This is a genomic window from Arthrobacter sp. SLBN-53 (genome assembly GCF_006715585.1).
In the GTDB taxonomy this organism is placed as follows: domain Bacteria; phylum Actinomycetota; class Actinomycetes; order Mycobacteriales; family Mycobacteriaceae; genus Mycobacterium; species Mycobacterium neoaurum_A.
On the sequence record NZ_VFNN01000001.1, the window covers coordinates 587,998 to 609,212 of the forward strand.

Consider the following 21,215-nt stretch of genomic DNA (forward strand, 5'->3'; position numbering starts at 1 on the left):
TTCTCCTGATGCTGCAGTGATGTACGTTCCAACTACGTACTAAGTAACTACGTAGATAGATGGCGCTAGAAGGCAGTGGGATATGACACCTCGGCGCACTGGCCCGACCGACTCGCGGCCACCGGCAGCCACCCCACAGGAGAACTGATGCAGCGCTTCACGTCGCTTCTCACCGCTGGGGCGCTGGCGTCAATGCTGGTGCTTCACCCCTCGGGGATCGCCACAGCCGGGCACGGAAGCGAACCTGATGGTGACAACGAAACGGTCGCAGGACTTGTCGCCGCCGTCGCCGAAGCCAACCAGCACGTCGCCGACATCGGCGCGGACATCCAACACCAACAGGAGAGCGTCAATCGGGCCCTGGTGGAGCTTGCCGCTGCCCGCGAGGCGGTCTCCGAGGCGCACAGCAGACTCGCCGACAGCGAAAAAGCACTCGCCGACAGCCAGAGCGCCATCGACGCCACGCAGCAGCGTTTCGATGAGTTCGCCGCCTCCACCTACATGAACGGTCCTTCCCGCGCACTGCCGCTGGCAACTAGCTCCGAAGACATCCTCTCAGCAGCATCGACGCAGCAGACCTATCTCATCGCCTTCAACAGCGTCAAAGACGATCTTCGCCGAAGCCAGACCGAACGCGCCAACAGACTCTCAGCCGCCAAGCAGGCCCGCCTGGACGCCGACGCAGCAGCAGCCGACGCGCAACGACGACAAGACGGTGCAGTCGCCGAACTCATTGCCGCGCAAAACGCATTCACCGATCAGCAGTCCGACCTCACCCGGTTGGCCGCCGAACGCGACTCCGCCCAAACCCGACTCACTGCTGCGCGGCCGGTCGCTGCCACCACCAACCAGCCCACGGCCGCGCAAACCGGTACCACCGTGGCCCCGAGCGGCCAATGGGACCGCTCCACCCCGACACCAGCCGACAGCCCGGGCACCGGCCAATGGGACACCACGCTGCCGATGGTGCCCAGCGCCAACGTGGCCAGCGATCCGATAGCCATCATCAACGCCGTCCTCAAAATCATGGCGACCTCGCTGCAGCTCACCGCCGACATGGGTCGAAACTTCCTCGTCAAACTGGGCATCCTCTCCCCAGCGACCGCCGCCGCCGATCCCGGCATCACCAACGGACGCATCCCGCGCCTGTACGGCCGCCAGGCCTCCGAATTCGTGATCCGACGCGCCATGTCCCAGCTCGGCGTTCCCTACTCATGGGGCGGTGGCAACGCCAACGGACCAGCTCGGGGAATCGATCAAGGAGCCGGCACCGTCGGCTTCGACTGCTCCGGCCTCATGCTGTACGCCTTCGCCGGCGTGGGCATCAAACTCGACCACTACTCCGGATCGCAATACAACGCCGGCCGCAAAGTACCGTCATCGCAGATGCAACGCGGTGACCTCATCTTCTACGGCCCCAACGCCAGCCAGCACGAAGCCATGTACCTCGGCGACGGCATGATGATCGAAGCTCCCTTCACCGGATCAGTGGTCAAAATCTCCCCGTACGCACCTCCGGCATGACGCCCTACGTCACGCGCTTGATCGAGTACTAACACCTCGCGGCGAGCCATGGGCACGTGCGCCTCTGGTGGGTCAGTCCCCTCCGGAGAGGCTGCCGGTGCGCGTTCCTCCGGTGGCTTACGCCGCTCGCTGCGGCACGGCCGCCCAGAAGCCTGAAACAGGGCCGTCGCGCCGGCAATAGCAGCGGCCCACAGCACGACAATGACGGCGCACAGGATCAGCCACACTTCCCATCCGAGACTGTCCGGGCAGACGTCCATCAGCCAGCGCATGTCAAGCCCACCTCCACAGTGAGCGTCTCCCGCTTCCAGGACGCAATCGGTATGAGTCTGATAAAGATCTGCTGAAGATCGCCGCCGCTCCGGCAGTCGCGTGCCGCCGCACCCGTGTCAGCAGGCACCATGATGACCATGGAGCACCATCCGGGTACACCGCCTGAGCAGGCAAAGGGATACCGCGCCCTGGTCGTCGACGACGAACTTCCCCTGGCCGAAGTGGTGGCCAGCTATCTAGAACGCGAGCAGTTCGAGGCAGTCGTGGCCGCTAACGGCGTCGACGCGATCGCCATCGCCCGCGACCTTGACCCCGATGTCGTCATCCTCGACATCGGCCTACCCGGCATCGACGGACTGGAAGTCTGCAGACAGCTACGCACATTCTCCGATGCCTACATCGTCATGCTCACCGCCCGCGACACCGAAATCGACACAGTCCTCGGCCTCACGGTCGGCGCCGACGACTACATCACCAAACCCTTCAGCCCACGCGAACTCGTCGCGCGCATTCGCGCCATGCTGCGTCGACCCCGCGTCCTGCAATCAGCTACCACTACCGCCGAAACTGAACTCACGCCACCTCGTCGCTTCGGCGCGCTGAGCATCGATGTCGCCGCCCGCGAGGTAGGCATCGACGACGAACGAATCGTGTTGACTCGCACTGAATTCGACATTCTCGAAGCTCTCTCCGGCCGGCCAGGCAATGTGCTCAGTCGGCGACAACTACTTGAAATCGTGCGCGACGGACCCTGGGTCGGCAACGAGCATCTCGTCGACGTCCACATCGGCCATCTACGGCGCAAACTCGGCGACGACGCAGCCTCTCCCCGCTACATCGCCACCGTGCGAGGAGTCGGATACCGGATGGGAACCGGACAGTGACTCCCCCACCTGCACCCACACCTGGCCGACGTCGACGCTGGGGTCGCCCTGGTATCGGCATGCGGCTGCTGGCAGCCCAAGCCATCGTGTTGGTCGCTGGGGCCGCGACGACCGCAGTGGTGGCCGCCGTCGTTGGCCCACCCCTGTTTCGTGAGCACCTTCACCTCGCGGGCGTGCCGATGGACTCGCCGGAGGAAGTGCATGCCGAGGAGGCCTACGGCTACGCCACGGTCATGTCCATCGGGGGCGCCCTGGCGGTGTCGGCGTTAGCCGCGCTCGCCGTCAGCTTCTACGTCAGTCGACGGCTCCAACGGTCCATCACCGAGGTCGCCTCCGCCGCCACCGATGTCGCTCAAGGAAATTACGAGATTCGTGTGTCATCGCCGCGCCTCGGCGACGATTTCGACGCGCTTTCGACCGCCTTCAATCAGATGGCTTCCCGTCTCCAAGCGGTTGATTCGACACGACAGCGACTATTCGGAGACCTAGCGCACGAAATCCGCACACCGGTCGCGGTACTGGAGGCCTACATCGAAGCCCTCGAAGACGGGGTGCGTACTTTGACTCCGCAGACGGCGGCCATGCTGCGCGACCAGACCCGCCGGCTGGTGCGGTTCTCCGATGATGTCGCGGCGCTGGCCAAGGCCGAGGAGAGCTCGGTTTCCATGTCGTACGCCACGATTGACGTCGACCGCTTGACGCGCCAATCCGTCGCCGCGGCCCAGGAACGCTACGACACCAAAGGGGTTGCACTACGCCTACGCCTCCAGCAGGCGCTGCCGCCGCTGTGGGCCGACGAGCAGAGGCTCTCCCAAGTCCTGGGCAATCTGCTGGACAATGCGCTGCGGCACACACCGTCCGGCGGTTCGGTCTACGTCAACTGTGTCCGCGACGGCGACCGGTTGAGAATCGCCGTCGCCGACACCGGTGAAGGAATTGCCCCCGAGCACCTCACCCGACTGTTCGAACGGTTCTATCGGGCAGACGCCGCCCGCGACCGCGAGCACGGCGGCGCCGGTCTAGGGCTCGCCATCGCCAAAGCGCTGGTCCAGGCCCACGACGGATCCATTTCCGTAGCGAGCGCCGGACTGGGCGCCGGCGCAACATTCACCGTCGACCTACCCACTGCTCAGGTACGCGCCGACGAGTTCCCTGTCACGGGTGCCTCAGCGCGGACCTGACCGTCGTGCCTCTGAGCTGTTACTTGTCCAGCATTCCCTGCATCGTGTCGATCTCCGCTTGCTGAGAGGACACGATGGCTCGCGCCATCTCCACCGCCGCCGGGAACTGGCCAATTTCAATCTCCTCCTGCGCCATCATGATTGCACCCTTGTGATGGGCGATCATCTGCGTCAAGAAAAGTCGGCTCGCCTCCGCACCCTGCGCGTTCTGCAGCGCAGCCATGTCGGCTTCAGACATCATGCCGTGGCCGCCACCACCCATGCCAGGCATGTCGCCCATATCGCCGCTAGGCATCTGGTGGCCCGGCATATTGTGGCCAGGCATTGCGGTGCTAGTCGGCGCAGGTGCAGGCGAGGACGACGCTCCCCACTCCTGAAGCCAGCCCTGCATCGTCTCGATCTCAGGGCCTTGTGCGTTCTTGATTTCGTTCGCCAACGAGATGAGCTCGGGATCGATGCCCTGCTTGCCGAGAAGCATGTCGCTCATCTCGATCGCCTGCCGATGATGAGGAATCATGCCTTGGGCAAACGTCACATCAGCGTCGTTGTGGGTAGCGTCGCTGCTCGCAGCACTCGGCGATGCCGATGCTGCCGCCGAGGTGCTGCTGGCCGATGACTGAGAGTCTGTTGCCGCATTCGAACAGGCGCCGACGAACAGGGCCGACACCGCCAACGCCGCCACCCCAACTCCAAATCGCTTGTGCTGCATCGCACATCCTTTCTCACACATCTTCGTGACGCCAAGCGTCTACGCAGCGAGCGCTCTCGCCGCCTCATTCCAGCTTCAGGACTTCGCATATGGGTCGGTTCGTGTTCCGATGAAGATTTGATGAAGACGCCTTCACGACCCGCCGGTACCCGCTGCGCCGCCCAGGGCTCCGAACCGGCATCGCGGCGGTGCCCCATGCCACCCATCTACTATTGCACTACGTAGATTGTCCGTGATCGGAAGGTGTCAGTGTGCAGCTCCGTAGGTTCATCGTCGCAATTCTGACCGGAGCCCTGGCTGCGGGGTGTTCGTCGAACGCCCCCGGCAGCGCGGCACCCGCGATAGAGCCGGGGATGGTGCATATCCACGGTCTTGGCATCAATCCGTCCGATGAAACCCTCTATGTGGCAACTCATTACGGCCTCTACACGGCAGAGACCGATCAGGCGCCACAGCGAGTCGGCGATCTCATCCAGGACTTCATGGGCTTCACCGTCACCGGGCCCGACGAATTCTTGGCCAGCGGCCACCCCGATCCGGCTGACCGTCAACAACCACCACATTTGGGCCTGATCAAGAGCAGCGACGCCGGCCAATCCTGGGAATCTCTGTCGCTGCACGGCAGCGCCGATTTTCATGCACTCGAGTACCGCCACGGGCGGGTCTATGGTCACGACAGCCAGTCGGGCACGGTGATGGTCAGCCTCGATCAGAAGTCCTGGCAGCGGCGTGCAGAAATCCCTGCCTCCGACCTCGCAGTATCACCCGCGGACGCCGACGAGATCCTCGCGGCCACACCCCAAGGGCTCCTCCGAAGCAACGACGGCGCAATGACATTCGCCGCAATCACCGATACACCGGCACTGGCACTCGTCAGCTGGCCCCAGCGCGGCCCCCTGCTCGGGGTCGACCTCCAAGGAACCCTCTACACCAGCACCGACAACGGGCAGACCTGGCAACCACGACACACCCTCAGCGCCAAACCTCAGGCCCTTCTCGCCGCCGGCGACGGCCAGGTCTACATCGCCACAGATACCGCCATCTACACCTCCACCGACGACGGTGCCACGGTGAACGTCCTCACCGCTGTGGAATAGACGGCCAACAACCGAAACCCCCGCGGAACGTCGCACCAACGCATCTGAGGAGCCGCAATGCCGGATGACCACCATCTCATCACCGATGGCGCCACCATCGCCTACCAGCTCAGCGGACCCCCCAACACGGTACCGATTGGCTATGGGCACGGCGTGCTCATGAGCCGGCAGATCGTGCGCGGCCTGGGCATCTTCGACGTCGACGCTATCGCCGAGGGCCGCCACCTGATCACCTACGACCAGCGCGGACACGGCGCATCACCGGGCCGCCCAGAACCCGAGGACTATCGCTTCGAGCAAGCAGCCAACGACCTCCTGCGCGTCCTGGACGCGGCCGGCCTCGACGAACCCATCGATTTCGCCGGATCCTCGCTCGGAGCCGCTGCTGCACTGCATGCCGCCCTCAACGCTCCTCGCCGATTCAGGCGGCTGGCGCTGGTGATCCCTCCCGTCGCCTGGGAAACAGGGCCCCAACAAACGCGCCAGTGGTACTTCGACACCGCTGACCTCATCGACTCCATTGGACCAACCGCGTGGCGACAACAATGGGCCGACGCTCCCCCACTGCCGATCTTCGCCAACTACCGGCAAGGCAAGTTCGAACCCGGCGTCGACGACGATGTGGTCTCCGCCGCCATGCGCGGGGTTGGCTCCTCCGACCTACCCGACCCTGATCAACTCACCCAGATCCGCCAGCCCACTCTGGTCCTGGCCTGGGACACCGACCCCCTGCACCCGATCTCTACCGCCGAGCGCCTCGCTGATCTGATCCCCGACTCGACCCTGCACGTCGCACACACCATCGACGAGATCCGCGAATGGACCCAGATCACCACCCGTTTCTTCAACGATTGACGCCAGCGCCGCGGCGGCGGCCTAGTACCGCCGGACGTTGTGAATTGGTGCGGAAGAGATCGGCGCGACTTTCACCGGCGTTCCGAACGTGGACGCGTGAACCATCATCCCGTCACCGATGTAAATCCCCGCATGAGAGACATCACCATAAAAGGTCACGATGTCACCGGGCTGCATATCAGAAACAGCCACCGCCTGCCCGCCCTGCGCGAGCGCTTGACTTGACCGGGGCAACGACTTCCCGTTCTGCAGGAACGCCCACTTGATCAGCCCTGAGCAATCGAACGCATCCGGGCCTGTGGCGCCCCACGAATACGGTGATCCCACCCGTGTCAGGGCAGCTTGCACGACCGCAGTTCCGCCCCCGAAGGGTTCGCCGCCGGCCGGGCCCGGCATGGCCACGATGCTTGGATCGTTCGACGGCGAGGACGGCGGCAGCGGTGGGGGCGGCGGCCCCGGATCGGCCAAGATGGCCCGCTGATCAGGCGTCAGAGCCTCGTAGCGAGCCTGCACGGCAGCAATCTGCTCCTGCATTCGGCGTTGTTTGGCATCGAGGTCCGTTCGCACCGCCGCGGCCTCGTCGGACGCGATCCGTGCTTGTGCTGCCGACTTCGAAGACTGATCTGCGGCTGCGGCTGCACGCGTACTCGCCGATCGGAACGCGGCCATTTGCACAGTCAGCTCCGAGGCAACCGTCTTCTGGACCGCCAGCTGATCTATGAGGTCCTGGGGAGACGTTGCCGTCAATGCCGCCGCCAAGGTGTCGGTACGGCCACCCATGTATGCAGAGGCGGCCAGCTCATCGACTGCAGCCTGATACGTCGCCAGATCGGCCGACGCCACATCGACGGTCGCACGATCAGAGGCCGCCTTTTTCTCCGCGACCTGCTGAGCGGCGAGCTTCTCGTCGAGGTCGATTTGCGCGGTGTGAATCTGCTCTGTGGTCTGCTCAGCAACACGCGATAATTCGGTCAGTTCGGCAAGCGCATCAGCCGCAGGCTCAGCGTTCACGTCGGTCGCCAGAAGCGCAGCAACAATACCGATCGCCGCCAAGATGAAGGCGAGCCGTTTACCCAGCGCGCGCGATGGGGCCTCAAGCACAGGCAAAGTCACAACAGCGGAAACCTTCGGTGAGGTACGAAAGTACGTAGCAGGTACGTAGGTCACGGTTAGGTTACGAGGTCGCCGGGCTGCTGTCCAGCCGGCAACAACGGGGCGACGGCCCTCTTCTTGAGGTCTCGACACCCCTCATGTACCGCGCGCCGCGATTACGAGACATGGCCGAGTTGGGTCTCCGGACTGTCGCACCAGCTGTGCGTGGACCCGTTCTCTCGACTGTCCCCCATCGCACGTTTGACCTGGGGTCCGCGGCTGCCATCCACCTCGGTCAGCATCCACCAGACAACTGGTCTGTCCCTAAACCAGCTGGGCAACAAGGCGGGGCCGACCGCCGCCTTACCCTGCTGAGCTTCAGCAACTCGCTGCGTGTTTACATCGACGATCTTCGTCGAGAGACGATGCGCGCCACACTGCTGTGCCCGGATAGCCGGCGTCGCCGCCCTGGCCGTGGCTCGACGCCCCACGGAGCCGCCCCCACCGCGGTGGTCCTCCAGCGCGGCTGAGCGCCCCAGCGCAAGCCTCGCGTCGACCGTTCCAGCTTCCTCGGCTCGACGTTGCGACAACCGCCGCCACGGCCCGTCTAGCACCGCCCAGGGCGTTCCCGCCGAGACCGCAGGAGACCACATCAGCGACCGCAATTGCTTGCCACGGTGTGGGCTGGGCGCCAAGCAGCGCCGCCTGCACCGCGGCGGCATCCCAGTCGTGCCGCATCGCATCGCGCAGCGCCACCGATCATGCGCGCCGCACGCCGCGACTAGCGAAGCGCCGCACCGCATGCCGGCCGCCGCGACACATTCGCGCCACCCGCACCCTGTTGTCGCCCTGGGAGCTCGAAACGACGCGCTGGGTCAGCCGCGATCTTCACGCACACCGGCACTCGTGCAAACCCAGCACTCTCACGGCCATGCTTCCGATGCCGATCGCCAACGCGTACTGACGCGGACGCACGCAGAACCCCGCGCCGTCGCGGGTCAAAAAGAGGCCGTAAGCGTTTCTTGCCGATCGCCCCGGTCCAGATATGCAGTCTGAAGGCATTGGGCTGCAACCGCGTGACTCTCGTAGCGCACATTCGGGGGCGTGCAGCCGTCGACCGACGATGAGTTGGCCTGCGCTTCTCCTGGCCCTCGACCAACACCAACACGCGGCGCGGCCAAATCGGCGTTCGAAGACACCACAGGCCGGCCACCGTGGACCAGGAGCTGACCGCTGCCAGGTGTGGTTCCTCAACGCACGTCGGTCTGCTCATCACTGCCCCGCCAGCACCGTGCTGCTCCTGGCGGGAGCCGTCGCGCGCCGCGCACCGCGGCCGGGTGGTCACGCCTCCCGTGCTCCACGTTGTCAGCCCATTGCCGACCGTCAACGTAGTTGTCACGCCGAGGCCGCCTCGGGATTGTCTGTAGCTCCGCCGCCGGGGCCTTCTGACGGACCGACAACACCAAAGCCGCCTAGTGCATGCGAACCCTTTCTCGCCGTGCGCTTCTCGATCTTCGGTGCGTGCCTCAGCATGGCCCTGACTTCGCCGAGACCGTCGCCGGTCAGTTCAGCGATCGTCGTCAGCGTCTCACCACTTTCCCGCAACAGCCTGATTGCCGCGCCGGCCGCGGCCCGAGTGCCGGCACGCCGCTTGGTGGCCTCGGCGCGTACCAGTTCGGTCACCGCGGCCAACCGTTCGGTCTCCCAGGCGTCGATCTCGGCCAGCCGAGCCTTGGCCACCATGTAGTTCGCCGCGTTCTCGATGTTCGCCTTCTCCCGAGCCGCGCGGGCCTCGTTGGCGCGCCTGGTCGCCTCGCGCGCTCGTCGCCGGGCTTCCACCTTGGACGTTCCTGCAGCTGTCATGACCGCGACACTAGGAGCAACCGAGGCGTGACGGCCACCACCACAGCCACATTCGCTGTCCACCAATTTTTGCCGGCGCGCCTGAAGAACCAATGCCACACCTCGCCCGACATTCACCCTCCGCCTGACCGCCACCCCGCCGCCGTACCCCAGCTGCCTCGCCATCACCCCTGCTTCTGCGTTCCCTCAAAGCCAACACACCTCTTGCATTTAGGGGTGGAAGGTCGCGAATCAACCTGAAGTTGACGCGTATATCTGGCGCATGGGACCAGCGCCGGATGCGCTTCATTGAACCACTTTCGTGTTCCTCCTGGTAGACGGATTTCGCTCGCAGGTGTGGTAACTTGCGGTTGTCATTGACAACTCTAAGTTGACGATAGATGGAGGTTCTCTTGTGAGCGTTCCGGGGTCGGCGCACTTGGTTCTTGCCTCGGGCGTGGTTCACCTGGACGAGGCCAGCGCAGTCTTCGAAGCGATGCTGTCTGGGTGGGGTCGTCAACAGGCGTCTCGGCTACTCGCTGCTGAGGCCACGATCGAGCCGCGGCTGGCGTTGGTGCGGCGGTTCGCAGAGTTCGCCGGGGCGCCTCCGTGGGACTGGACTGCCGGCGATGTCGAAGACTTCACGGCCGCTTTGATGTCGGGCCCGGAACGCAAAGCACCGTCGACCATTCGCGGCTATCACATGTCGTTGCGGATGTTCTGCGACTACCTACTCGATAGCCGCTACGGTTGGATCGCGCAATGCGAGAACAGGTTCGGACGGATCCCATCGCAGGTCTGTCACGACTACAACACCGCCGCGCATCTGGTCGACTACGAGGGCAAGCCCGCGCGTCGCCCGTTCACCTACGACGAACTGGAAACATTGTTCGATTTCCTCGATGATCGCGTCGATGTTCTCGCTCGGTCCAGGAACAAAGGCGCGTTCGCGGCGCTGCGCGACGCACAGATGATCAAGACGGCCTACGCCTTCGGTTTACGCCGCCGCGAGCTGTGCTATCTCGATCTCGCCGACCTGCGTCCGAACTCGCGGATGCCGGCCTGGGGCACGTTCGGCGCCGTCCACGTTCGCTACGCCAAATCACGTCGCGGCAGCTCTCCCAGGCGTCGCACCGTGCTCGCCGTTCCGGAGTTCGACTGGGTGATCGACGGACTGCGCCAATGGGTCGACCACGGCCGCCCACTCCTCAGCCCCGGGAACCGTCAAGAGCTCTGGCTGACCGAGCGTCGACGGCGCGTGGCGACCAAGACCATGGATAGGCGATTCGCCGTCGCACGGGTGCAAGCGGGACTGCCTGCCGAGCTCACCTTGCACTGCCTGCGGCACTCCTATGTCACCCATCTGATCGAGTTCGGTTATCCGGAGCGGTTCGTCACCGAACAGGTGGGGCACTCGTATGCCTCGACCACCGCGATCTATACCTCGGTGTCCGACGACTTCAAGACCAAAACACTGCAGGCGGCGCTGCGCCGCGTCTACGGATCATCCACGACGACAGGTGAAGGCGGAGATGAGCACTAGGACCGTGCTGCGGTGGAACCTGCGTCAGCTGATGGCCCAGAACGGAATGTTCGCCACCACCGACCTTGTCGCACCGCTGCACGAGCGTGGCGTGGAGATCTCCCGACAGATGGTGCACCGGATCGCGACCAAGCCCCCGCAGCGCATCAATCTCGACCTGCTCGCCGCCCTCTGCGACATCTTGTCGTGCACGCCCAACGACCTGCTCGAGCTCGTCGCCGAACAAGTCCGTGAGGCGCCCGCGGTCAGCGACAGCGGACCCGGCATCGGCGACCTGCGACCCATCCGCGCCACCATCCGCCGCCCCCACGACAACCAGTGACTCAGCGGGCCTGCTGGGAGTGTGCAAGCACCATCCGGCTAACCCCACTGACGCACGGGCGTCGCATCTGTGTCGCATGCCGTCGCAGACGGCACTATCACCCCGAGAAATGCCCGCGGTGTGAGACCGTGCGGCCACTGGCGTGGCAGCTCGACGATGCCATCGTGTGCGCCTCCTGCGCCGGTGTCGCATCGATCTTCACCTGCAGCGAATGCGGCCGCGAAGAACACCCCTACGGGTTCTACCGATGCGCCCGCTGCTTCCTACGCGAGCGCCTCACCGAGCTGCTCACCGACCCGATCAGCGGCACGATTCATCACCGACTACGGCCCGTGTTCGACGAACTGATCAACGCCGACCGCCCACAGACGGTGCTCTGGTGGCTGCGAAAGAAGCCCGGTACCGGCCCGCAGCTCCTTCGCGACATGGCCTGCGGAACGCGTGAAATCAGCCACGACACCTTCAGCGATCTTCCCTCGGACCGAGCCCACGATTACTTGCGCAGCCTCCTGGTCGCGGTCGGCGTTCTGGGCCCGATCGACATCCGCGTCGAACGGATGCTGCCCTGGATCGAGGACGTTGTAGCCGAGCTTCCGGCCGAAGACGCCGCCATCGTTCGCCGATTCGCGCATTGGCATGTACTGCGCCAGATGCGCAAGGCCTCCCACGAGAACCGGCTGACGAGATCGATGACCGATGCCTGCCGTCGTCGCGTCCGCGTGGCGATTCAGTTCATGGCGTTTCTGCACACCCACGACGCCACTCCGGCGACAGCGACACAGGAGATGCTGGAGCGCTACCAGGCGCTCCACCGGAGGCCGCTCACTGCCGAGTACGCCTTCCTCGTCTGGCTACGCCAATCCCGCATCAACACCACACTGAGGGTCACCGATCCGCCACGGTCACCTCCCTCGGTAACCGTCTCGGATTCCCAGCGGTGGGCCGCCGTCGGGCGGCTGCTGCACGACGACACAATCCGCCGCAAAACCCGCATCGCGGGACTGCTCACATTGTTGTTCGCCCAACCTCTTTCGCGCATCGTCGCCCTGCGATCAAGCCAAATCTCGATCTCCGACGATCACGCCGTGCATGTCGTCTTCGCCGCCATCCCCATCCAAATGCCTCCCCTACTCGACGACCTCATCCGCGAGCATCTGGAGCAGCAATGCGAAAGCCGCTACACCCCATCCCATACGGGCTGGCTGTTCCCCGGCCGACTTCCCGGCACCCACCTGTCCACCGAGAACATCCGCACCCAGCTCGTCGCGGTCGGGATGAAACCCTACGAACATCGCAAAGCCGCCCTCTTCCAGCTCGCCAGCGACATGCCCGCACCCGTGCTGGCCGAACTGCTCGCGATCACCACCAAGAACGCAGCCGCCTGGGCCAAACTCGCCGCCCGCGACTGGACCGATTACGTCACCGAACGCGGCAGATCAATGCCGCATCGAAGGCGGAGCTAACTCGCAACAGCGATGTCGTAACCACTCCATGCCGCCGAGGCCACGATTCGCCTGCTCTCGTCAAAGTTGTTCTTTGTCAATCCTCCTCGCCACAAGTCAAGCAATCGAGAAACGGGTTCAAGCAGTTGCGCGCCCTCAAGCGTCTGAGACGCCGAACCGCGGGTGACCTGCACTTCGGGTAGCTCACTACCCTGCTGCGAGTCTCCGCACCTCGCTGTGGAACGGAAACCAGCGTACGGCCTCGCCGATGATGGCGACGAATGGTCCTTCGATGCCATCACCGACGCGATTTGCGAGAGGCGAAAAGGGCCCGAAGACCAGCCGGCTCGACATTGTGATTTCGTTGTGCCTAGCGAGCTGAGCGCGCCGGGCGGCCCGTCTTCTTGGTGGCGATGTTCGATTTTATGGCGTCGCTGTCGGTGTTGCGGTGGGCGGCGAGAAAGTCATCGACGATGTTCGCGCAGTCATTGTGAGTGATAGTGCGAAGCCCGGTCATTCGGGCGAAGGCGAGTGGTCCGACGAGTTGGCAAAGCGCCAGTTCCTGGTCGAAGTCGTTGAGTTCGGCTTGAGCTTTTGGGCTGGTGAGTACGGCGTCAAATGGTTGACGATATTGATCGACAACTCGGGTCCGTAGCGCCCCGGATGTGTGGCGGTCTTCCGCTTGGGCATTGGAGCCGGTGGGCCCCAATGAGAGCCACGCGAGTGTCGTGACATGCAGCGGTGCGTCGTTGAAAAGGGCGGCTTGGCGGCTGAGCAATTCGATCAGCTGCTCACGGAGGGGTCCGCTGGTCGGTGCCGGAGTGGTCACTTGTGGAAGTAGGCGTTCGAACGTGGCTGCCAGTAAATGCGACGAACTGTGGAAGTGGCGGTACAGCGTGGTTCGGGCCACTTTGGATGCTTTGGTGACGGCATCGATAGTGACCGCTTCCACCCCACCGGTGCTCAGTAGCGTTGCCGCAGCATCCAGCAGCCGGGTGCGTGACCGGATGAGCCGAGGGTCCACGTCGTCGTCAGGGACGGGCACTGCCTGACTGTCGCTCACTCGTTCACCTCGGCGGTCGATCTTCACGCGATGCTGTCACGGCAGTCTAGCAGTGTGGTACTAACGGTAGCGCAGCGAAACCGATCGTATTGGAGGGTGACGGTGCCCGAAAGCCTGTTGCCGCCCGAGCGACTGCCCTCGCACACCACGACATGCATGGGTTGCGGCCCGGACAACCCCCACGGACTGCGGTTGGTGGTGCATCGTAGCGGCGACGCGGTGTACACCGATGTGACGTTCGATGAGCGCCATATCGGGGCCCCGGGCCTGGCCCATGGCGGGGCAGTGGCCGCGGCATGTGATGACGTCCTGGGCTTCACGTTGTGGATCGCCGGAACCCCGGCGGTGACCCGCACCCTGACGGTCGAATATTTGCGGCCGGTGCCGCTGCATCAGACCCACCGGATTACTGCCCACATCGTCTCTCGTGAAGGGCGGGCGCTGCATGTCACGGCGACAGGCACGGGTGAGGGTGGGATCGCCCGCTTCACCGCCAGTGCAGTGTTCATTGTCGTCAGCCCTGAGCACTTCGCCGCACACGGCGATGTCAGCGCTTTCGGCGATCTTCTGGAGCAGTTCTCGCGCCGCGGCGGCCTCGACCCGGAGCCGTCATGACTGTCCCTCAGGCGCGCAGCCACGGGAAAACCCCGCCTTCGGAAGCGAACTCGGTCGCTGCAGAGAAGCGAGCCGCTAACGCGTCGCGTTCACGCGCGTCCGCACGGCGCCGGGAGACCATTCTTGATGCAGCTTTGGTCGTGGCCGCGGCGGGTGGTTACGAGGCGGTTCAGATGCGGACAGTTGCCGAGCGGGTCGGCATCGCCGTCGGCACGCTTTACCGCTATTTCCCGGCGAAAACCCACTTGCTGGTGGCAGCGCTGACGCGCGAGTTCCGTCGACTCGACTCGGCCGGGGACTGGGCGAGTGGTGAGGGCACACCGCTGGAACGGCTCGAACGGCTCACCGCACATCTGCATGACCGCTGGCAGCGCGACCCATGGCTGACGACGGCCATGACACGGGCCTTCGCAGTCGCAGATACCCGCGCCGCCGCGGAACTCGACCGCGCGGCCGATGAGATCCAGATCCTGCTGGCCCGCACGCTCAGGGGCGGCGAGCCCACTCCTACCGATCTGCACGTGGCTGGGATCATCTCCGACATCTGGCTGGCCAACCTCGTGGCCTTCAGCGGCCACCGCGCGACAGCCGCCGACACCCGCGACCGCATTGACCGAGCCACCAGGCGCGTCGTGACCAGCGCTGCTAGGCCAGCCGTCTACCGGTAACGATACTGCTGGTATCGCAGCGATACTTGGCGTACTCTTTGGGGATACGGCTCAACGATGCGTCGAAAAGAGACTGCCATGTACACCCAATGGATCGAAAACCTTGTCGTACAACGCCTCTCGCTGCACGGCGGCCTGGTTCTGGATTTCGATGATTACAACGAAATCGTCATCTCCTGCCCCCTACTATTGACGCTTCCTGCCGTCGGCACCTACCCCATCGAGGCGGTGCGTATTGACCCCCTCAGGATCGCGACCCACGAACGCCCGCTGCTGAACCTCGCCGGCGCACTGTGCACCCAGGCCTGGTCCAGCGACGATGGAGGGCTACACCTGAGCTTCTCGCGCGGACATCGCATCGATGTCGATCCCGACGCTGAACAGACAGCGTGGGAGCTCTATGGCATGCGCCACGGCTACATGGCCTGTCTACCTCAAGGACGGGTACGCGTGGTCCGCCATGACCTCCCCGACACCGACGACGCCAACATCGTCAACAGCGTCAGGCAATCATCGGCGGGGTCGGCGCGGCATACCCACTAATCCGGCCGCGGACACTGCGACGGGTCGACTTGGGCGGCAATACGTGGATCAGGTTGAACGTGGACAGGACCGCCCTGGCGACATCGAGGCGGGCGAGCATTCCCGGATGATGCTGTCGAGGTTTTGTTGCACGCGTTCGGCAGTGATGCCGACCGATGGTGAATACAGCATGATGTGGTCGAGGACGCCGTTGTACCGTCTCAATTGTTCACGGACCTCGTGCGCCGTCCCGGCGACACCCATGGCGTCGATCATCTCCTCGGACACAGCGGCGAACATCGCCGGGAAATCGCGCTGGGCGAATGCTTGCCGGATGGCTCGGCCTTCGCTGGCGAAGCCGTTCACATCGAGTACCGTCTCGTAGGATTTGACCGAGGAGTAGAACGCAATCTGCTGCGCCAGTTCGCGCCTGGCGACCTCGGCGTCGTCGTGGATGGCGCACATCACCATGGAAATGATTTCCACGTCATTGGGGTCGCGGCCGGTGTGCGCGGCGCCCCTGGCGATAGCGGGCCGGACGACCTCTTCGACGTAGGTGGTTGTGAACAGCGGATGTCCGGCTAGGCCGTCGGCCACCCGCCCGGCCGCCTCGCACATCCGGGGCCGGACACCGGCAGTGACGATCGGGATCGGCCTGCTGGAGGGTCCCACGTCGCCGGTCGGGGTGAGATTCATTCTGTAGAAACGGCCCTCGTGATGGATCGGGCCTTCATGCAGGTTCCATATCCGGCGCAGCAGCATCACGAGTTCTTCCATCCGCAGGGCGGGTGCGGAGGTGTCGGGCACGCCGTGCCAGTCGCCCATCATCCGTTTGGTGCCGTTGCCGATGCCGAGTACCAGTCGTCCGTTGGAGAGTTCGTCGAGGTCGCGCGCCTCGGTGGCCAGCACCAGGGGGCTTCGGCCGACGCCGTAGAGAATGGAGGAACCGATCCGACAGTTCTGGGTGCTGTTGGCCATCGCGGCCATGGAGATCGATCCGGACCGAGAATAGAACTCCGAGGCCCATACGGCGTCGAACCCGGCCGCATCAGCGGCCTGGGCGGTCTGGGCCAGTGACTTCAGATCCGCGCCGAGAACCGACAGGCCGTAGGTGCTCATGACTGGTCTCCTGTGCGCGGGCGCAGCCCGTCGAACATGACGGCGCTGAGGGTGCTGGCGACCACCGTCTCGTCGAGGTGGTTATCGGTGACCAGGTACATGAGTGCATTGATGGTGACCGCGCCGAACAGCGCAATCGACGTCGATCGCGCATCGGGCTGAGCGACGAGGGATCCGTCGCGGGCCCCTTCGATGAGCAGGGTTTCGACGGGTTGTTGGTAGGCGGTATTGATCATCTCGGCGATAGCCGGCATGCGGGCCGCTCGTCCCAATTCGCCGATGAGTGCACGGCATACCGCTGGCCGCTGCGCCATTGCCCGCAGTTGTGCGCGGATCACGAGTTCGAGGCGTTCGGCACCGGTGCCGCCGGTGTGCACGATCGCGGTCACAGCATCGAAGATGTCCTTGAGGAGGTCTTCGAGCAGGAAAGCAAGGATGTCCTCTTTACCGGCGAAGTAGTAGTACAGCGTCGCTTTCGGCACACCGGTCACCGCGGCGACGTCTTCGATCTTGGAGTCGTTGAGCCCCTTCTCGGCGAACAAGTCCGCCGCGGCGGGAAGCCGGTCAGAGATCTGACGTGGAATCTTGCGCATTGCCCCCCTGTCCCGTTCGGCCGGTTTAGACTGCGAGTCTAAACCGTCGTTACTTTGGTGGTCGGAGGTCTTGGTGGTCTCGGTGCAAATTCGTTACGACCCGTTCGACGCCTCGATTCTCAACGACCCCTATCCGACGTATCGGTCGTTGCGTGACACGGCTCCGGTGTACCGCGCCGAGGAATCCCATACCTGGGTGTTGAGCCGGCACGCCGACGTCCAGGCCGCAGCACTGGATCACGGCACGTACTCCTCGGTGGACGGCATCTTCCCCACCCCACCGGGATCGGACTTCATCGGCTCGTTCCTGCCGATGATGATCGTGATGGACCCTCCGCGCCACGACCAGTTGCGTGCCCTGGTGAGCCGGGCGTTCACTCCCCGGCGGGTGGCCGGGCTGCAGGGCGCCATCACACAGATGGCCGCGGAGTTGTTCGAGCGCCTCGACGAGGGCTCTGGTTCGGCGGACTTCGTGACCGACTTCGCCGCGATCCTGCCCGCCGCGGTGATCGCCGATCTACTGGGCATTCCCGCCACCGATCGTGATCAGTTCCGATTGTGGTCGAGCCAACTGGTCCAGGTCGACGTCAACCACGGACAAACCACCGACGCACTGACCGCCGCCACCTCGATCTACGCCTACTTCACCGACTTCCTCGCCGACCGCCGCCAAACCCCCCGCGAGGACATGATGTCGGCGTTGGCGAACGCCACAGTCGACGGGATCAGACTGACCGACGAGGAAGTCCTCGGCTTCTGCGCGCTGCTGCTCGTCGCGGGCTACGAGACCACCACCAATCTGCTGGGGAACTCCGCGGTCGTGCTGGCCCAGCATCGGCAGACCCGCCGACGCCTGGCCGCCGATCGAACACTATTGGGGCCGGCAGTTGAGGAGTTGCTGCGCTACGACTCACCGGCACAGGGACTTTCACGAACCCTGACCCGCGACGTCACACTGCACGACACGACCATGCGTCAAGGTGAGAAGGTGCTGCTGCTGTTCGGGTCGGCCAACCGCGACGAGCGCGCCTTCCCCGATCCTGACGTGTTCGACATCGAGCGCACCAGTGAGCACCAGGTCGCCTTCGGTCGCGGCATCCACTTCTGTCTGGGCGCGGCACTGGCGCGGATGGAGGCCCGCATCGCTCTGGATGCTCTGTTGGACAAGGTGCCCGACTGGGAGGTCGATCTTGAATCGGCGCGGCGGCTGCGGTCCGGACCGATCCGCGGCTACACATCGCTGCCCATCACTTGGACCACACCGGTCTAGCCCGTGCCCCTCCTCGACGACGCGTCGTGTGCATCACCGCGCGGCCAGGTTCTTCATCGCCGTCGATATCGAGCACTCCGCCGCGCACGGCGACCTCGGCGCATTCGGCGACATGCTCAAACGATTCGCGGGCTCGAACGGTGATCGACCCATGACCGGACAGGAGAAAGGGGCATGGTGGTGGCAGTGACATTCGCGCACTTCGATGAGCAGATCGCCGACCAGCTGCTCAGATCGCCGAACACAGCAGGTGGACTGTCGAGGTTTCTGAGCTTTCGGCACACCGAACTCGCCGCCGGTCGGCTGGTGGCAGAGATGGAAACCCGTGCCGAACTGCTCACACCCTTCGGCACCCTGCACGGCGGATGTCTATCGGCGATGGTCGACCACTGTCTCGGAGTCGTGTTCTACCCCGTCATTCCGGCCGGATCATGGGTCGCCACCACCGAATTCAAGCTAAACCTGCTGCGACCCGTGTCCACCGGTGTGTGTGTCGCCGTCACCGACATCGTGTCGCTGGGCAAGCGCAGTGGAGTGGCGCGCATCGACATTAGCAACGGCGACAAAGCCGTCTGCGTAGCCCAGGGCACGGTCACGATCGTGAACGCCGCGGGCAACGCACTATGAAGGCGCTTGCTGCCGGGCCCACGCTTCGGGCGGACGACGATCTCGCCAGGAAGGTGTCATGACCTCCGCCGTGCAGCATCGGGTCCGAACCCAGGACGGGATCGCCCTGGCTGCGGACTGCTACGGCCACGATGACGCCCGTCCCGTCGTGCTGCTCCTGCACGGCGGCGGCCAGAACCGGCACGCGTGGAGCACTTCAGCGCGTCGCCTCCACGCATGCGGATACACAGTCGTCGCCTACGACACCCGCGGTCACGGCGACAGCGACTGGGACCCAGCCGGCAGGTACGACATCGAGCGACTCGCGACCGATCTTCTCGCCGTGCGCGAGCACTTCAGCGCCTATACCGCCCCTGCGGTCGTAGGTGCATCCCTTGGGGGCATGACCGTGCTCGGCACGCATCTGTTGACATCCGGGGCGTCGTGGGCGGCGGTCGTCCTGGTCGACGTCACCCCGCGACTTGAATTCCAGGGCGCCCGTCGCGTGGTGACGTTCATGGCCGCACATCCCGATGGCTTTAGCACCCTCTCTGACGCCGCAGAGGTGATCGCCGCGTACAACCCCCATCGCTCGCGCCCGGCCAACGTCGACGGCCTGCGCAAGGTGCTACGGCAGCGTCACGACGGCCGCTGGATCTGGCGGTGGGACCCGGCATTCATTCACTCCAACTTCGACTTTCTCCGCGACGAATCGACCACGGGAACGGAGCAATTCGACGCAATCAGCCACCTGCTGATCGACGGAGCCCGACGGGTCAATGCCCCAACACTTCTCGTAAGGGGCCTCTTGTCCGACGTGGTCTCCCAAGCCACCGTCGACGAGTTCAAGCAACTGGTTCCCCACGCCGAGACCGTCGACGTATCCGGCACCGGACACATGATCGCCGGCGACGACAACGACGCCTTCGGCTGCGCCGTCACCGAGTTCCTCGGCCGGAACCTCCTGTAGGTCGCGACGTTGGTCGAGCACCATCGATCGGCCAGTAGTCAGAACCGATCTTGACTTCACAGCGCGCGAAGCGGAGCCCATGAAGTGTTCTTCGGTTAAGGCCGACTTTGAACTGTGCCGGGCTCTGGTCGAGCTAGACGCCACTACGCACTTGCTGGCCACCATCGGCGTCGAAGAGTTCCTTGGTCCAGCGTTCGAGGATTTCTGCGCTGTCCCAGTCGTCGGGATGAAATCCGGCGCGGGTGTAGGAGCGAAAGCGCGCAATTGCTGCTGGGCTGAATAGCGGGTTATGACGGAAGGCTCGAAGGCTGCGCAGCAAGCGCACCGGGTTGTAGGCGGAACGGTCACCAGCCAGAGAGCGGGTGGTCTGGATGACCAACTCGCTGAACAAGAGGAGGCTGGCGATCCGCATCCCCCAGACCCTGGTGCGTTCGCTTCCACCGACCGTCTCGTAGACATCGAAAGCAACGGCCTTATGCTCGCATTCTTCCAGTGCGTGCCAGAGCAGAATAGGCCGCACTTCGGTGTCGCCGATCAGTTCTTGAGCTTCGTCGCTGGTGAGAATGATCTCGGCGAATGTCGCCGTGTAGTGCTCGAGGGCGGCCGTCACAGCCAGGCGCATCTTGGGAGAAAAACGCTTCTCAAGTCGGCCAACCAGCTTCTTGACATGCCGATCGATCCCCTCGGTGGGATAGCCCATTGCTTGAAGCCGATCGTTGAGCAGCCGATGCTGGTGTCGGTGGGTGGCCTCTTGTGCGATAAACCCCTTGACCGCCTCCTTGAGGTCAGCGTCGCTGATGTGGTCCCGGTACTCGCGGACTGACCGGATAAAGAAGTCTTCGCCTTCGGGGAACGTGGCCGACAAGGTGGACACAAAGTGGCTCATCACCAAGTCGCCATCAACGAAGTGCTGCCGACTGGTCCCAGCAGGCATATCGAATCGAACACGGCGGGGCTTCGGGACGACCCGTGCGGTGGGCCGTGTGGACGAATCGTCGCTCATGTTGTTCTCCCATTCGCCAAGG

At 64.4% G+C, this 21,215-nt stretch carries 22 protein-coding genes; 15 read left to right on the top strand and 7 right to left on the bottom strand.

Annotation, left to right across the window (positions count from 1 at the left end; translation table 11 throughout):
* Positions 1 to 147 precede the first annotated feature (147 nt).
* From ripA to FBY28_RS02905, 3 genes are all read left to right on the top strand, one after another.
* Positions 148 to 1,524 (top strand): NlpC/P60 family peptidoglycan endopeptidase RipA, encoded by a 1,377-nt coding sequence (gene ripA / locus FBY28_RS02890; RefSeq protein ID WP_216847465.1) that lies wholly within the window; start codon positions 148 to 150, stop codon positions 1,522 to 1,524.
* A 410-nt stretch (positions 1,525 to 1,934) separates the two neighbouring features.
* The gene (locus FBY28_RS02900; RefSeq protein WP_216847466.1) at positions 1,935 to 2,681 is read left to right on the top strand and encodes a response regulator; all 747 of its coding nucleotides are present in this window, start codon (positions 1,935 to 1,937) and stop codon (positions 2,679 to 2,681) included.
* 116 nt (positions 2,682 to 2,797) lie between these two features.
* Positions 2,798 to 3,862, top strand: coding sequence for a HAMP domain-containing sensor histidine kinase (locus tag FBY28_RS02905; protein WP_286177688.1), 1,065 nt, complete (start codon positions 2,798 to 2,800; stop codon positions 3,860 to 3,862).
* Positions 3,863 to 3,881: 19 nt separating this feature from the next.
* On the opposite strand, the gene FBY28_RS02910 is transcribed toward FBY28_RS02905, so the two are convergent.
* Positions 3,882 to 4,571: a DUF305 domain-containing protein gene (locus FBY28_RS02910; RefSeq protein ID WP_141864138.1), complete on the bottom strand. Its 690-nt coding sequence runs from the start codon at positions 4,569 to 4,571 to the stop codon at positions 3,882 to 3,884.
* Positions 4,572 to 4,924: 353 nt separating this feature from the next.
* Between FBY28_RS02910 and FBY28_RS02915 the strand changes: the two genes are divergently transcribed.
* Together FBY28_RS02915 and FBY28_RS02920 are read left to right on the top strand one after the other, a co-directional pair.
* A complete protein-coding gene (locus FBY28_RS02915; protein WP_216847468.1) occupies positions 4,925 to 5,668 on the top strand; it encodes a F510_1955 family glycosylhydrolase in 744 nt (247 codons plus the stop codon).
* A gap of 57 nt (positions 5,669 to 5,725) precedes the next feature.
* Positions 5,726 to 6,523 (top strand): alpha/beta fold hydrolase, encoded by a 798-nt coding sequence (locus FBY28_RS02920; RefSeq protein ID WP_030133898.1) that lies wholly within the window; start codon positions 5,726 to 5,728, stop codon positions 6,521 to 6,523.
* Positions 6,524 to 6,544: 21 nt separating this feature from the next.
* On the opposite strand, the gene ripC is transcribed toward FBY28_RS02920, so the two are convergent.
* Together ripC and FBY28_RS02935 are read right to left on the bottom strand one after the other, a co-directional pair.
* Positions 6,545 to 7,636 carry a peptidoglycan hydrolase RipC gene (gene ripC / locus FBY28_RS02925; protein WP_141864141.1) on the bottom strand — a complete coding sequence of 364 codons (1,092 nt, stop codon included), beginning with the start codon at positions 7,634 to 7,636 and terminating at the stop codon, positions 6,545 to 6,547.
* Between the two features lie 1,374 nt (positions 7,637 to 9,010).
* Positions 9,011 to 9,478 carry a hypothetical protein gene (locus FBY28_RS02935; RefSeq protein ID WP_216847469.1) on the bottom strand — a complete coding sequence of 156 codons (468 nt, stop codon included), beginning with the start codon at positions 9,476 to 9,478 and terminating at the stop codon, positions 9,011 to 9,013.
* 394 nt (positions 9,479 to 9,872) lie between these two features.
* Between FBY28_RS02935 and FBY28_RS02940 the strand changes: the two genes are divergently transcribed.
* From FBY28_RS02940 to FBY28_RS02950, 3 genes are all read left to right on the top strand, one after another.
* Positions 9,873 to 11,000 carry a tyrosine-type recombinase/integrase gene (locus FBY28_RS02940; RefSeq protein WP_046363131.1) on the top strand — a complete coding sequence of 376 codons (1,128 nt, stop codon included), beginning with the start codon at positions 9,873 to 9,875 and terminating at the stop codon, positions 10,998 to 11,000.
* A complete protein-coding gene (locus FBY28_RS02945; RefSeq protein ID WP_141864143.1) occupies positions 10,990 to 11,322 on the top strand; it encodes a helix-turn-helix domain-containing protein in 333 nt (110 codons plus the stop codon). The genes FBY28_RS02940 and FBY28_RS02945 overlap by 11 nt, the downstream gene beginning before the upstream one ends.
* 332 nt (positions 11,323 to 11,654) lie before the next feature.
* Complete coding sequence (locus FBY28_RS02950; protein ID WP_216847470.1) at positions 11,655 to 12,785, top strand: hypothetical protein; 1,131 nt, start codon at positions 11,655 to 11,657, stop codon at positions 12,783 to 12,785.
* A 349-nt stretch (positions 12,786 to 13,134) separates the two neighbouring features.
* Here FBY28_RS02950 and FBY28_RS02955 read toward each other — a convergent pair whose 3' ends face one another.
* The gene (locus FBY28_RS02955) at positions 13,135 to 13,827 is read right to left on the bottom strand and encodes a TetR/AcrR family transcriptional regulator (RefSeq protein WP_011856876.1); all 693 of its coding nucleotides are present in this window, start codon (positions 13,825 to 13,827) and stop codon (positions 13,135 to 13,137) included.
* 219 nt (positions 13,828 to 14,046) lie between these two features.
* Here FBY28_RS02955 and FBY28_RS02960 point away from each other — a divergent pair, with 219 nt between their 5' ends.
* The 3 genes from FBY28_RS02960 to FBY28_RS02970 all read left to right on the top strand — a co-directional run bounded on the left by FBY28_RS02960 (position 14,047) and on the right by FBY28_RS02970 (position 15,653).
* Positions 14,047 to 14,442 carry a PaaI family thioesterase gene (locus FBY28_RS02960; RefSeq protein WP_216847471.1) on the top strand — a complete coding sequence of 132 codons (396 nt, stop codon included), beginning with the start codon at positions 14,047 to 14,049 and terminating at the stop codon, positions 14,440 to 14,442.
* Entirely contained in the window at positions 14,439 to 15,110 is a 672-nt protein-coding gene (locus FBY28_RS02965; protein WP_011856878.1) for a TetR family transcriptional regulator, read from the top strand. The genes FBY28_RS02960 and FBY28_RS02965 overlap by 4 nt, the downstream gene beginning before the upstream one ends.
* Positions 15,111 to 15,188: 78 nt before the next feature.
* A complete protein-coding gene (locus FBY28_RS02970; protein WP_059166595.1) occupies positions 15,189 to 15,653 on the top strand; it encodes a DUF6188 family protein in 465 nt (154 codons plus the stop codon).
* A 48-nt stretch (positions 15,654 to 15,701) separates the two neighbouring features.
* Here the strand turns inward: FBY28_RS02970 and FBY28_RS02975 are convergent, their stop codons facing one another.
* Together FBY28_RS02975 and FBY28_RS02980 are read right to left on the bottom strand one after the other, a co-directional pair.
* Complete coding sequence (locus tag FBY28_RS02975) at positions 15,702 to 16,751, bottom strand: LLM class flavin-dependent oxidoreductase (RefSeq protein WP_011856880.1); 1,050 nt, start codon at positions 16,749 to 16,751, stop codon at positions 15,702 to 15,704.
* The gene (locus FBY28_RS02980) at positions 16,748 to 17,344 is read right to left on the bottom strand and encodes a TetR/AcrR family transcriptional regulator (protein WP_011856881.1); all 597 of its coding nucleotides are present in this window, start codon (positions 17,342 to 17,344) and stop codon (positions 16,748 to 16,750) included. The genes FBY28_RS02975 and FBY28_RS02980 overlap by 4 nt, the downstream gene beginning before the upstream one ends.
* An 82-nt stretch (positions 17,345 to 17,426) precedes the next feature.
* Between FBY28_RS02980 and FBY28_RS02985 the strand changes: the two genes are divergently transcribed.
* The 4 genes from FBY28_RS02985 to FBY28_RS02995 are packed head-to-tail and all read left to right on the top strand — an operon-like array spanning position 17,427 to position 20,190.
* Entirely contained in the window at positions 17,427 to 18,614 is a 1,188-nt protein-coding gene (locus FBY28_RS02985; protein ID WP_286177690.1) for a cytochrome P450, read from the top strand.
* Between the two features lie 28 nt (positions 18,615 to 18,642).
* Positions 18,643 to 18,804 (top strand): hypothetical protein, encoded by a 162-nt coding sequence (locus tag FBY28_RS25710; protein WP_156442342.1) that lies wholly within the window; start codon positions 18,643 to 18,645, stop codon positions 18,802 to 18,804.
* Entirely contained in the window at positions 18,789 to 19,241 is a 453-nt protein-coding gene (locus tag FBY28_RS02990) for a PaaI family thioesterase (RefSeq protein WP_011856883.1), read from the top strand. The genes FBY28_RS25710 and FBY28_RS02990 overlap by 16 nt, the downstream gene beginning before the upstream one ends.
* Positions 19,242 to 19,299: 58 nt before the next feature.
* On the top strand, positions 19,300 to 20,190 hold the full coding sequence (locus FBY28_RS02995) for an alpha/beta fold hydrolase (protein WP_011856884.1): 891 nt from the start codon (positions 19,300 to 19,302) through the stop codon (positions 20,188 to 20,190).
* 133 nt (positions 20,191 to 20,323) lie between these two features.
* Here the strand turns inward: FBY28_RS02995 and FBY28_RS03000 are convergent, their stop codons facing one another.
* Complete coding sequence (locus FBY28_RS03000; protein ID WP_011856885.1) at positions 20,324 to 21,193, bottom strand: metal-dependent hydrolase; 870 nt, start codon at positions 21,191 to 21,193, stop codon at positions 20,324 to 20,326.
* Positions 21,194 to 21,215: the final 22 nt, after the last annotated feature.

Bases quoted from the DNA above. Each gene is read 5' to 3' on its own strand.
- FBY28_RS02920 (WP_030133898.1), top strand. From the start codon at position 5,726: ATGCCGGATGACCACCATCTCATCACCGATGGCGCCACCATCGCCTAC.
- FBY28_RS02945 (WP_141864143.1), top strand. From the start codon at position 10,990: ATGAGCACTAGGACCGTGCTGCGGTGGAACCTGCGTCAGCTGATGGCC.
- FBY28_RS03000 (WP_011856885.1), bottom strand. From the start codon at position 21,193: ATGAGCGACGATTCGTCCACACGGCCCACCGCACGGGTCGTCCCGAAG.
- FBY28_RS02975 (WP_011856880.1), bottom strand. From the start codon at position 16,751: ATGAGCACCTACGGCCTGTCGGTTCTCGGCGCGGATCTGAAGTCACTG.
- FBY28_RS02990 (WP_011856883.1), top strand. From the start codon at position 18,789: ATGGTGGTGGCAGTGACATTCGCGCACTTCGATGAGCAGATCGCCGAC.
- FBY28_RS02965 (WP_011856878.1), top strand. From the start codon at position 14,439: ATGACTGTCCCTCAGGCGCGCAGCCACGGGAAAACCCCGCCTTCGGAA.
- FBY28_RS02915 (WP_216847468.1), top strand. From the start codon at position 4,925: ATGGTGCATATCCACGGTCTTGGCATCAATCCGTCCGATGAAACCCTC.
- ripA (WP_216847465.1), top strand. From the start codon at position 148: ATGCAGCGCTTCACGTCGCTTCTCACCGCTGGGGCGCTGGCGTCAATG.
- FBY28_RS02980 (WP_011856881.1), bottom strand. From the start codon at position 17,344: ATGCGCAAGATTCCACGTCAGATCTCTGACCGGCTTCCCGCCGCGGCG.
- FBY28_RS02970 (WP_059166595.1), top strand. From the start codon at position 15,189: ATGTACACCCAATGGATCGAAAACCTTGTCGTACAACGCCTCTCGCTG.
- FBY28_RS02995 (WP_011856884.1), top strand. From the start codon at position 19,300: ATGACCTCCGCCGTGCAGCATCGGGTCCGAACCCAGGACGGGATCGCC.
- FBY28_RS02900 (WP_216847466.1), top strand. From the start codon at position 1,935: ATGGAGCACCATCCGGGTACACCGCCTGAGCAGGCAAAGGGATACCGC.
- FBY28_RS02935 (WP_216847469.1), bottom strand. From the start codon at position 9,478: ATGACAGCTGCAGGAACGTCCAAGGTGGAAGCCCGGCGACGAGCGCGC.
- FBY28_RS02910 (WP_141864138.1), bottom strand. From the start codon at position 4,571: ATGCAGCACAAGCGATTTGGAGTTGGGGTGGCGGCGTTGGCGGTGTCG.